Below are 254 nucleotides of genomic sequence, written 5' to 3' on the forward strand. Positions count from 1 at the left end.
GCCCAAGAATAAAAGGTTATTGCGATTCAGCACCTATCTCATTCATGTCACTTTTGCCAATCACGTCCAGATCTTCTAAGCACAATTTGTCATATTCTTTTTTGCAAAAGTTAGGATCGATTTTGCACATGGCAGTTTGTAGTTGATCTAAGCGATTTTCTGATTGTTGAATGTGTTCAAGCATTTTAGCAAAGGCTTCAGCAACAGGGTCTTGTGACATGGGATCAATGCCATAAGCTTGGAAAGTGGTTTCG

The 254-nt window shown here is 39.4% G+C and carries 1 pseudogene; it reads right to left on the bottom strand.

The features are described 5' to 3' along the window. Positions 1 to 16 precede the first annotated feature (16 nt). Positions 17 to 254, bottom strand: a pseudogene (locus AAEY75_RS16170) (serine O-acetyltransferase); the annotation flags it as partial.

Origin of the sequence: Psychrobacter sp. TB55-MNA-CIBAN-0194 (assembly GCF_040309505.1) — a bacterium.
Taxonomy (GTDB): domain Bacteria; phylum Pseudomonadota; class Gammaproteobacteria; order Pseudomonadales; family Moraxellaceae; genus Psychrobacter; species Psychrobacter fozii.